Source organism: Gemmobacter serpentinus (assembly GCF_008973825.1).
Classification (GTDB): domain Bacteria; phylum Pseudomonadota; class Alphaproteobacteria; order Rhodobacterales; family Rhodobacteraceae; genus Gemmobacter; species Gemmobacter serpentinus.
Genome location: NZ_WCHR01000004.1, coordinates 245,795 through 256,614, shown reverse-complemented (window position 1 = coordinate 256,614; position 10,820 = coordinate 245,795). Strand labels below are relative to the sequence as shown.

At 63.4% G+C, this 10,820-nt stretch carries 10 protein-coding genes; 5 read left to right on the top strand and 5 right to left on the bottom strand.

The window, feature by feature from the left end; genetic code table 11:
* Positions 1 to 108: 108 nt before the first annotated feature.
* The 4 genes from GBJ34_RS02315 to GBJ34_RS02305 form a co-directional block, all read right to left on the bottom strand.
* Positions 109 to 1,290, bottom strand: coding sequence for a vWA domain-containing protein (locus GBJ34_RS02315; protein WP_151717636.1), 1,182 nt, complete (start codon positions 1,288 to 1,290; stop codon positions 109 to 111).
* A 16-nt stretch (positions 1,291 to 1,306) separates the two neighbouring features.
* Positions 1,307 to 1,471 (bottom strand): hypothetical protein, encoded by a 165-nt coding sequence (locus GBJ34_RS20435; RefSeq protein WP_192931080.1) that lies wholly within the window; start codon positions 1,469 to 1,471, stop codon positions 1,307 to 1,309.
* Between the two features lie 65 nt (positions 1,472 to 1,536).
* On the bottom strand, positions 1,537 to 2,931 hold the full coding sequence (locus GBJ34_RS02310) for a DUF2927 domain-containing protein (protein ID WP_151717635.1): 1,395 nt from the start codon (positions 2,929 to 2,931) through the stop codon (positions 1,537 to 1,539).
* A gap of 1,012 nt (positions 2,932 to 3,943) precedes the next feature.
* Positions 3,944 to 4,783, bottom strand: coding sequence for an AAA family ATPase (locus GBJ34_RS02305; RefSeq protein ID WP_151717634.1), 840 nt, complete (start codon positions 4,781 to 4,783; stop codon positions 3,944 to 3,946).
* Between the two features lie 187 nt (positions 4,784 to 4,970).
* On the opposite strand from GBJ34_RS02305, the gene dksA reads away from it, so the two are divergent.
* Both dksA and GBJ34_RS02295 read left to right on the top strand, forming a co-directional pair.
* Complete coding sequence (gene dksA, locus GBJ34_RS02300) at positions 4,971 to 5,393, top strand: RNA polymerase-binding protein DksA (protein ID WP_151717633.1); 423 nt, start codon at positions 4,971 to 4,973, stop codon at positions 5,391 to 5,393.
* A 117-nt stretch (positions 5,394 to 5,510) separates the two neighbouring features.
* Entirely contained in the window at positions 5,511 to 6,695 is a 1,185-nt protein-coding gene (locus GBJ34_RS02295) for an FAD-dependent monooxygenase (protein ID WP_151717632.1), read from the top strand.
* A gap of 151 nt (positions 6,696 to 6,846) precedes the next feature.
* On the opposite strand, the gene xth is transcribed toward GBJ34_RS02295, so the two are convergent.
* Entirely contained in the window at positions 6,847 to 7,656 is an 810-nt protein-coding gene (gene xth, locus GBJ34_RS02290; RefSeq protein WP_151717631.1) for an exodeoxyribonuclease III, read from the bottom strand.
* 401 nt (positions 7,657 to 8,057) lie between these two features.
* Between xth and GBJ34_RS02285 the strand changes: the two genes are divergently transcribed.
* The 3 genes from GBJ34_RS02285 (at position 8,058) to GBJ34_RS02275 (ending at position 10,657) form a co-directional block, all read left to right on the top strand.
* Positions 8,058 to 8,498: a hypothetical protein gene (locus GBJ34_RS02285; RefSeq protein WP_151717630.1), complete on the top strand. Its 441-nt coding sequence runs from the start codon at positions 8,058 to 8,060 to the stop codon at positions 8,496 to 8,498.
* A gap of 84 nt (positions 8,499 to 8,582) precedes the next feature.
* Complete coding sequence (locus tag GBJ34_RS02280) at positions 8,583 to 9,731, top strand: DUF6902 family protein (RefSeq protein ID WP_151717629.1); 1,149 nt, start codon at positions 8,583 to 8,585, stop codon at positions 9,729 to 9,731.
* Complete coding sequence (locus GBJ34_RS02275) at positions 9,728 to 10,657, top strand: DMT family transporter (RefSeq protein ID WP_151717628.1); 930 nt, start codon at positions 9,728 to 9,730, stop codon at positions 10,655 to 10,657. The genes GBJ34_RS02280 and GBJ34_RS02275 overlap by 4 nt, the downstream gene beginning before the upstream one ends.
* The last annotated feature ends 163 nt before the right edge of the window (positions 10,658 to 10,820 follow it).

Here is a 10,820-nt window from a genome sequence, read left to right as displayed (position 1 = left end):
TCAGCGTTCAGCGTTCAGCGTTCAGCGTTCAGCGTTCAGCGTTCAGCGTTCAGCGTTCAGCGTTCAGCGTTCAGCGTTCAGCGTTCAGCGTTCAGCCATAGCCGCTGTTCAACGCAGCGCCTTCACGCCGCGCGCGATGCCTTCCAATGTCATCGGCACCATATTGCCGCCGAAGATCTGCGAAATCAGCCGGATCGACTGGGTATATTCCCAATGTGCCTCTGGCACCGGGTTGATCCAGAGGTGGTTGGGCCATTGGTGACAGGCGCGTTCCAGCCAGACCCGGCCCGCCTCGGGGTTCCAATGTTCATTGGCACCGCCGGGATGCAGGATCTCATAGGGCGACATCGCGGCGTCGCCCACGAAGATCGCCTTGTAATCCGGGCCATAGCTGCGCAGCACATCCCATGTGGGGGTCTGGGCGTTCCAGCGCCGGGCATTGTCGGTCCACACACCTTCATAAAGGCAGTTGTGAAAGTAATAATGCCTCAAATGCTTGAATTCGGATTTTGCCGCCGAGAACAGTTCCTCAAGGACGCGGATATAGGGGTCCATGCTGCCGCCCACATCCAGAAACAGCAGAACCTTCACGGCATTGCGCCGCTCGGGCCGGGTCTGCACATCCAGCCAGCCGTGGTCGGCGGTGGCGCGGATCGTGCCGTCAAGATCCAGCTCTTCTGCCGCGCCATCACGCGCCCAACGGCGCAGGCGGCGCAGCGCCACCTTGATATTGCGGGTGCCAAGTTCCACCCGGTCATCAAGGTTGCGGAACTCGCGCTTGTCCCAGACCTTGACCGCGCGCTGATGGCGGCTTTTGTCCTGCCCGATGCGGACCCCTTCCGGGTTGTAGCCATAGGCACCGAAGGGCGAGGTTCCGGCGGTGCCGATCCATTTATTGCCACCCTGATGGCGGCCCTTTTGTTCCTCAAGGCGTTGTTTCAACGTCTCCATCAGCGCGTCAAAGCCGCCAAGCGCCTCGATCTGCGCCTTTTCTTCCGGTGTCAGGTGCTTTTCGGCCAGTCTGGCCAGCCAGTCACCGGGCAGGTCCATCGCCTCCAGCACATCTGCATCGCTGATCCGCTCCAGCCCCTGAAAGCATTCGGCAAAGGCGCGGTCAAAGCGATCCAGATGGCGTTCATCCTTCACCATCACCGTGCGGGCAAGATAATAGAACCCTTCGGCGTCATAGGTGACCAGGCCCGCGGCCAGGCCTTCCAGAAACCCCAGATATTCCCGTAGCGAGACGGGAATGCCATTGCGGCGCAGGGTTTCAAAGAAGGGCAGGAACATCGCGCGCCTCTGCGCCTCAGAACTGGCGTTCGATCAGGATGGTGAGGAAAAGTCCGATCAGCGCGAAGGGAATGGCGAAACCCGCCGCCCATTGCGCCATGTCCAGCTTGCCGCCGCCATGGCGGCGCGCCCTGTATGCGCCCAGAAATCCCCCGAAAAGGGTGGCGAAAATCACGATCATCCTGCCTCCTGCGCGAACGCGCCCCCGACTCTGGGGGTACCGCTGCCACGGGGCTTTGATCGATCTTAGCCCCGGCCTGCCATGCTCAGCCGCGAGGGGGCCAGCGCAGAGATATCGCGCTGACGGGCCCGGGTCACGGCGTCCGAGCCGAAGCCATAGCGCGCCCAAGCCTGACTGTCGAGACGCAGCGCCTTGGCCTGTGCGCTGTCGCCCGCAAGGTCAAGCGCCTGCGCCTTGAGCATCATCAGCGTGGCCAGCAGCGAGGCATTCTCGGCCCGGCGCACCACCGGAATGGCGCGGTCGGCAAAGGAGACTGCCTGCTGGGCATGACCTTGGCTCAGGGCAAGGGCGGCCAGTTGCATATCGACATGGGCGGCATGAACCTGGCCCCCCGGCAGCCCGCGATAGATGCGCGAGGCTTCGGCAAAGGCATTGGCGGCGGCAACCGGATCCTGCCCGATGCTGAGACGACCGACCGCGAAATGCGAGAAGGCAAGGCGCGAATCGGTCCAGCCCTGGGCGTTGGCAATCTGCACCGCACGTTCGGCCGCGGCGCGCTTGGCACCGGCATTGCCGCTGCCACCAAGTGCCTGCTCCATGGTCTGCACCCATGCCGGCGGCGTGCGGCCACCATTATGGCTGCGGCCCGTCGCGCCGGTGGGGTTCATCTGCGCCAGAATCCCGGGCAGGGCAGCGGCGACCTGTGCCTGCGTCATGCCAGAGCGGAGTTGTGGCGCGTAATAGGCGCGCAGCACCAGCATGTCGAAGCCGGTCAGCACGGTGTGGAAATTGTCATCATTGAAGACGCTGTCGGGCAGTTGATACAGGTCATTCAGCGGCCCAAGCGCCTGCGCCAGTTCTTCATGCAGGCAGTCGCGCACCTCTTGCGGGCTGGCATCCGCCGGGGCGAAGACGGCGGCGCGGTCGCGCTGACGCAGGCTTGCCCAATCCAGGCGCCCGGTGCCGCGTGCGGCCTTGAACTCCTCCCAGGAGGAGACATTAGGCACCACGAAACAGGCGACATTTGCATAGGTGTTGCGGATGGTGCGGCGGGGCACAAATTCGACGGTGATCGAGGCCGCAGCCGTGGTCTGCGCGATGTTGATCCCGGCCTCGTTGCGGAACCGGCTCAGCAGCCGGGTCAGATCGCCCTGCGCCGAGGCGGGAACCTGTCCCTGCATTCGCACCGTGATCGGCCCTTCAAAGCGGGTCAGCACCGGCAGGGTGCGGCCGCTTTCCATACGGAAGCTCAGGTCCAGAAAATCCTGCGCGATCTCGCTGTTCGAGCGTTGCGACCGCGTCGGCGTGGGCGCGGCAAAGGCCACCGCAGCGGCGCTGGCGCTCACGGCAGGCACCGCCTCATGGGCGCGGGTCATAGACACCTGGGCAGTTTCGCCCGAATGCTTGGCAGGAACGCAGGCCGTCAGGCAGGTAACGGCAAGAATGGCAACAAGACGCATGGGTTGGCAGCCCCTGAGATGCGGTATTTCGGATATGGAGGAGACCGGCCGAGCAGACGGTGCCGGTCCCCACCGGGTTCAACAATCGACCATGCCCCGGCCATGACGGACGCCCCCGCGTCGGTCACCGGCCCTGACATGCCCGTTCTGCCTGCGCGGCTGCGCCGTGGGTTCCGCTCCCCCAGAGACGGAAACCCTGCGCCTTGCCCCGCAAGACAGGGTGCCGCGGCAGAAAGCCGTTCTGGCGTCCCGGTCCCCACCGGAGCGCCACGGCGTGCCGCAGCGATCCCCCGGCGCATCAGCCGAGGGTCGTGTTCGGATCCATGACGCGGCAGCGACGTAGATCCTGCGCAAAGATCGGAAACAGGGGTATCGCCCATGCCCCAGACCGCCCGCGCCACCGCAGCAGCGGCGCCGGTGCCAAACGCCGCATCCCGAACGGGACCCGCGCTCTGGCTGGTTCTGGGTATCATATTGCTCTTCTGCCCGACCTTTGTGGTTCTTGCGTTCCATGAACATCGTCAGAGAACGTGTGCCCCATGTCAGGAGAGAGGCACGAATGTGTCAATCTCTGGATTCACGCCGCCGTGAGGCGATACTAGCGATCGTGTCCGGTTTTGCGGCAGCCGCCATATTTGCCATATGATCATCACGCAATATTTCAAAATATTTCATGAATTGATCAAAATTGCGGATGATTGTGGCGAGATCGTGGCAAATCCGGGGCGCGATGCCCCAATTTGTGACAAATGATTCTCAATCAGCGGACGATTCCATCACCGCAGAAGGCCTGGGAAACGCACCGTTGCGGTTGTGGAAACGATCGCGATCTCGGCTCAAGCGCATGTGGATCGCGGCAGATCGAGGCGGATTCAGATGGAAGGCGCGCAATCTTGAATTGATTCGCGGCGGTGTGTGTGTGGCGAAATTCTTCCTAGGGTTGATCTTGCGGCAGTCGCCAAGTCCACGGCAGCCAGACACAGACAGCCTGGGGGTGAGCAGCCCCCGCCGTTCAGCCGCGCCCCCTCGCCATGAAGGCGAGTTTCTCGAACAGGTGCACATCCTGTTCATTCTTCAAAAGTGCGCCATGCAGACGCGGCAACAGGTTCTTGCCGTCACGTTTCAGGTCCTCGGGGCCCAGATCCTCTGCCAGAAGCAGCTTCAGCCAGTCCAGCACCTCGGAAGTGGAGGGCTTCTTCTTCAACCCCGGGGTCTCGCGGATCTCGAAGAACTGGGTCAGCGCGGTGGTCAGCAGCGCCTCTTTGATATCGGGGAAGTGGACGGCCACGATGGCGCGCAGCACCTCCAGATCGGGGAAGCGGATGTCATGGAAGAAGCAGCGGCGCAGAAAGGCGTCGGGAAGCTCTTTCTCGTTGTTCGAGGTGATGATGACCACGGGGCGATGCCGCGCGCGGATCGTCTCGCCGGTCTCGTAGACGTGGAATTCCATCTTGTCGAGCTCTTGCAAGAGGTCGTTGGGGAACTCGATATCGGCCTTGTCGATCTCGTCGATCAGCAGCACGACCCGGCTTTCGGCCTCAAACGCCTGCCAGAGCTTGCCCTTGCGGATATAGTTCGAGACATCCTGCACCCGCGCATCGCCCAGCTGGCTGTCGCGTAGCCGCGAGACGGCGTCATATTCATACAGACCCTGCTGCGCCTTGGTGGTGGATTTGATGTTCCATTCCAACATCGGCAGGCCAAGGCTTTCCGCCACCTGACGCGCCAGCTCGGTCTTGCCGGTGCCGGGTTCGCCCTTCACCAGCAGCGGGCGCTGCAGGGTGACGGCGGCATTGACCGCAATCGCCAGATCATCGGAGGCGATATAGCTGGAGGTGGAGCCGAATTTCATGACCTGCAACAGACCCTTTGCAATCTCTGGTGGACAGAGCCTAGTCGTCCTACGAAATAGGCGCAACGTCTGGTGCGATGGGCTAGTGACAATGCTCTGCAACTCCGTTAGGAGGGCGCCACCAGACGCGCCGGTCGGCCCTGGTCCGGGTGACCTGCCGGTGCCGTCGCACGAGTGGAGTGCTGCGATGAAGGCCGAGACTTTTCTCCCCGACGATTACCGCCCCGCGGAAGATGAACCATTCATGAATGACCGGCAGCTGGAATATTTCCGGCGCAAATTGCTGGTCTGGAAACAGGAACTTCTGGATCAGAGCGCAGAGACGCTCGACAATCTGACCGACAGCGCCCGCAATGTCCCCGATCTGGCCGACCGCGCCAGCGAAGAGACGGATCGCGCGCTGGAATTGCGCACCCGTGACCGTCAGCGCAAGCTGATCGGCAAGATCGACGCGGCGCTGCGCCGGATCGAGAATGGCGAATATGGCTATTGCGAGGTGACCGGCGAGCCGATCAGCCTCAAGCGGCTGGATGCGCGTCCGATCGCCACCATGACGCTGGAGGCGCAAGAGCGTCACGAGCGTCGCGAGAAGGTGCATCGCGACGACTGATGTGGTCGCGACCCTGGGCCGCAGGCGTCAAGGCTTGCGGTCGGGTCGCGCGGGCGACAGTTTGGGCCGGGCCATTGTGCCCGGCTTTTTCTTTTCGGGCGATGTGGGGCGCAGATCATGGGCAGGCTGGACGGGCGCGCGGTGACGGTGCTGGGGGCAGGGGTTGCGGGGCTGGCATTGGCCCGTGCCCTCGCCTTGCGCGGAGCCGAGGTGACGGTGCTGGAACAGGCCGAGGCAATCCGCGAGGTTGGGGCCGGTCTCCAGATCACCCCCAACGGTGCGGCGGTGTTGCACGCGCTTGGGCTGCAAGCGGCGCTGGACGCCGCCAGCCTGAGGTCGCAGGCGGTGGAACTGCGGGACGGCTATGATGGCGCGCTTGTCTTGCGGATGGATCTCGCGCGATTGCGCCCGGATCAGGGCTGGCATCTGACCCATCGCGCCGATTTGATCGATATGCTGGCGCAGGGGGCCCGCGCGGCCGGCGTGCAGATCCGGCTGATGCAACAGATCGAGCGCGTCGATCTGACCGGCCCGCGCCCGATCTTGCGCAGCAGTCAGGGGACGGAGCTTATGCCCGATCTGCTGCTGGGGGCAGACGGATTGCATTCGCGCCTGCGGGCTGCGCTGAACGGGGCGCAGAAGCCCTTCTTCACCGGCCAGGTTGCCTGGCGCGCGGTGATCCCGGCGGAAGCCGGAGCTGCCCCGGTGGCCGAAGTGCATTTGGGGGCGGGGCGGCATCTGGTCAGCTATCCGCTGCGCGGCGGTTCGATGCGCAATATCGTGGCGGTCGAAGAGCGCCGCGATTGGGTCGATGAGGGCTGGACGCTACGGGACGATCCGATGCGCCTGCGGGCTGCGTTTCAGGATTTCAGTGCGCGCGCGCGCGGCTGGCTGGAACAGATCGATCAGCTTTGGCTCTGGGGCCTGTTCCGCCATCCGGTGGCGGAAAGCTGGGGCAGGGTGCTGCCCGATGGCATGGTGGCGATCCTGGGTGATGCCGCCCATCCGACGCTGCCTTTTCTGGCGCAGGGTGCCAATATGGCGCTGGAGGATGCCTGGGTTCTGGCGCGGCTTTTGGACGAACATGGGCCGGGTCAGGTGGCGCTGGAGGCCTATCAGGTGGCGCGCAAGGCCCGTAGCGCGCGGATCGTGCAGGCCGCCAATGGCAATGCGCGGGCCTATCACCTGTCGGGCGTCACCCGCGCGGTCGCCCATCTTGGACTGCGGCTCGGCGGCAGGCTTGCACCCGCGCTGCCGCTTGCGCGGTATGACTGGATCCACGGCTTTGATGTGACGGCTTGAGATATTGGTCCGAGATAGTGGCCTGAGCCATGGGCCTTAGGGCCGGGCCGCTGCCGTCAGGCCGAAGGCCCGTGGTTCAGACATGACCCCTTAGATCCTGACAACTTCGGGCCGGGACACAAATCTTCGTCGAAGATTTGTCGCCTTTCCCTCAGGCGTCGAGATCAATCCAGACCGGAACGTGATCCGATGGCTTTTCCTCACCGCGCGCGAATTTGTCGATCTGCACATCGCGCAGCAGGTCTGCCGCCTGCGGGCTGAGCAGCAGATGGTCGATGCGGATACCGTTGTTCTTTTCCCAGGCCCCGGCCTGATAATCCCAGAACGAATAATGCCCCGGCCCCTGCACGTGGGCGCGGAAGGCCTCGGTGTAGCCAAGGTTCAGGATCCGGCGGAACGCCGCGCGGCTTTGCGGCAGGAACAGCGCATCCTGTGCCCAGGCTTCGGGGCGGGCGGCATCTTCGGGCTGCGGGATGATGTTGTAATCGCCCGCCAGCACCACCGGCTCCTCGCTGCGCAACAGCTCTGCTGCGCGGTCGCGCATCCGCGCCATCCAGCCCAGCTTGTAGCCATATTTGCCGCTGATCTCGGGCGCGCCATCCGCGCCAAAGCTGACCGGGTTGCCATTGGGCAGATAGAGCCCGCAGAGCCGCACCGCACGGCGTTCTCCGATCACCGTGGCCTCGATCCAGCGCGCCTGTTCGTCGCTGTCATCGCCAGGCAAGCCGCGCGTCACATCCTCCAGCGGCAGGCGCGACAGAATCGCGACACCGTTGAAACCCTTCTGGCCATGGGTCTCGACCCGCCAGCCCAAATCCTCGAATTGCGCGCGCGGAAAGGCCTCATCGACCGATTTGATTTCCTGCAGGGTCACCACATCGGGCTGTGCGGCTTGCAGCCAGCGCGGCAGCGCCTCGATCCGGGCCTTGATGCCGTTGATGTTGAAAGTGGCAAGTTTCATCCAGCAAGGCTCCGGCTGCGGGGCGGATCGCGGGCGGGCACAGCCCGGGATCCTTTATCCATCCTCTATCGCGCGCAGCGCCGCGGCTGGCAAGGCCTGCTGCCCTGCTCTGGACCCGCGCGCGCCCCAATGTCGGGTTTGGGCCATGATTTCATTAAGACTTTGTTAATCTTTGCGAATCACATCTAATGCGTCGGATGTGGATAGAATCCGACCGCATTGGTTGTGGATAAAATCGGGATTTCGCGCATAGATAAACCGCACCCGTGGCTTGCACTTATCCAACCATGTGGACAAAGCGGTGCGCAACCTGTGGATGCAAAACGCGTTGTAAATTCAATCATTTAGGGCAAGCGTTGAGGGGTATTGCCGACCAACCCGCTCAGCCACGGAGGCCCAAAATGAGCGCTATGCGTAAGACCCTGATCGACACCACCCCGGCCGCCTTCGCCGATATGGCGATGGGCCTCGCCGCCGATCTGATGCCTGCCTCGAATATCGAAGGTTTCGATATGTTTGACGGTGCTGCGACCGCGCTGATGCCGGCTTCGAACATCGAAGGTCTGGATATGGTTTCGGGTGGCGCAACCGCGCTGATGCCGGCTTCGAACATCGAAGGTCTCGACATGATCTCGGGCGGTGCGACCGCGCTCATGCCCGCGTCGAACATCGAGGGTCTGGATATGGTTTCGGGTGGTGCGACCGCGCTGATGCCGGCTTCGAACATCGAAGGTCTGGATATGGTTTCGGGTGGTGCGACCGCGCTGATGCCGGCCTCGAACATCGAAGGTCAGGACATGACCTCGGGCGGTGCCACCGCGCTGATGCCCGCCTCGAACTGACCTGATCGGGCCTCCGCCCGCCAGACCTGCCCGGTGGGCGGCGGAGGCCTTTCCCTGCAAGACGCCGGGCCTGGCAGATCCTTCATGACAAATGTGGTTTCCTTCGCAAGCCGCGCCCAGGCCGCGCGGCCGGTGACGCATATGCGCGGTCTGGCACCGTTGCTGAATGCCTTCGCCCATGAGCGGCGCCTGTCGGGGGATGCCTATTGGTTGAAGGAAAATGCCGAACTTCTGGGCATCCTGTCGGCCTTGGGCCGCCAGTTGTCGCAAGAAGAGCTTGCGATCTATCAGCCTTTCCTTGATCGTGCCGAGAGTATGATCAAATTTTATCCGCAATATTACCGCACCATTCTCGGTGTCGTGACCGCTCTGGAGGAACTTGGGCATCCCGGGGACTTCGGGGCGCGACTGGCGGATTGGATCATTGCCGAAGGGTGGATCGACGCTGAAGTGAATGATTTGCAGCGCGGCGAAGTGCGCCACCTTCTGGCGCGCCATGGCCGCAAGCTGGAGGTGGAGGGCCTTGATGGCCGCCTGATGCGCTTCCTGTCACGCCCTGCGACCTTTGCGCTGCCCAATCCGCGCGCGGCCTATGACCTGACCCATACCATCTTCTATCTGGCCGATTACGGGCGTCGCAGTTTCGATCTGCCAGATGCGGCCCTGAAAAGCCTGTTGCAACTGGGCTGCCTTGCGCATCTGGAACAGAATGGCGATCTGCTGGCCGAAGTGCTGTTGTGCCTGCGTTTCTGCGGTCAGCCGCTGCCGCCGCTTTGGCTCGATCATGTCCGCGGCGAGGCCAAGGCCTTTCGCATCGAGGCACAGCCCTGTGCGGATTCCTCGGATGCTTACCATATTTTTCTTGTCAATCAGTGGTTGATCGGGGCTATTGGGGAAAACGCTTTTGGCGAAGAACATTTTGGGCCGACAGGATATGGCCCCCAGACAAGAAATGGCCCTATGAGCAGCACGCGGCCCATGAGCTTTCGATTGGCACGCCCGGTGATCTCTCCGCTGCGCGAGTGGTCGCAGGCGCTGGATCGCTTGGGCGCGCGCCGCAGCACGGATTGGACACGGATGCGCAGCCTCTGCGCGCCCTATCTGTCGCCGCAGGCTTTGGCCGTGGCGGATGCGGGGGCGGAAGCCTCGCCTGAATTTGCGGGCTTCTTTGCCAGCTTTGCCCGGGTGGGCGGCCCTGCGCCGTTCAGCCCTCCACAACGGGAGATGGCATGACCCTCATCGCGGACAAGGCACGGATCCTGCGTTATGGCGCGCTGCTTGGTGCCGGGCTGACGGTGTTGAACACGCTGGTTTCGGTCATGACCGACGCGCTTGCGAAGGATCTTGTGGCCGATCATCCGGCACCGCAGCTCATGGCAATGTCGGGCATCCTTGCGGTGATGATCGGGCTTGGCCTGGCCGCAACCGGGGGGGCGCGGCGGCGCATGATCCTGCATACCGCGAGCCCCAAGCGCGTGGCGCTCCGATCGGTTTTTGGTGCCGCCAGCACCATTGGATTCTTTCTGGCGCTGCGGGATCTTCCCTTTGTGGAGCTGTTCCTGTTCATGGGATTGATGCCGCTTTTCGGCGCGGTCCTGTCCGGCCTTGTTCTGGGCGAGACGGTGCGCGGTGGCGTCTGGCTGGCGCTGGCGGGCGGGATGCTCGGCATGGCGATCATCATTCCCGATGGGATGAGCGGCATGACCCAGGGCCATCTTTATGGCCTGTTTGCCACGCTGACGGGGGCGGCCTCCATCGTGCTGTCGCGCGGCATCTGCCGCAGTCATACGCACGCCTTCGCGCAGGTGTTTTACGCGCAGATCGCCTGTGCCCTGCTGGGGATGGTGATCCTGCCCTTCGTCTGGCAGCCGATGGCGGCGGTCGATATCGGGCTTTTGGTGCTTTACACGCTCAGCTTGCTGACGACGCGCTGGCTGATGGTGGTGATCGTGCGGCTGTTGCCGGCCTATGTCGTGATGCAGATCGCCAATATCCAGTTCGTCTGGATGGTTTTGGTTGGCCATACCGTCTTTGGCGAGGTGACCGGGCCGCATGTCTGGCTGGGCTCGGCCCTGGTGATCGCCTCCGGCCTCTGGCTGATCCGGGCACAGCGCGCGCCCGCGCCGGTGCCAGCGGCGGCGTCAGTCCCGGCGGAATAGGGCGCGGAAGTTTTCCGCGACCCTGAAAGCAGCAAGGCCCTGACGCATTGGTCAGGGCCTTTGTCTTTGGTTCAGGTGCCTATCGCGCAAGCACACCGCGGAGCCATCAAGCGCGCCCAAGCGATTGTGGCGCAAGTTGTGCCGACCCCTGTGCCCGATCCTA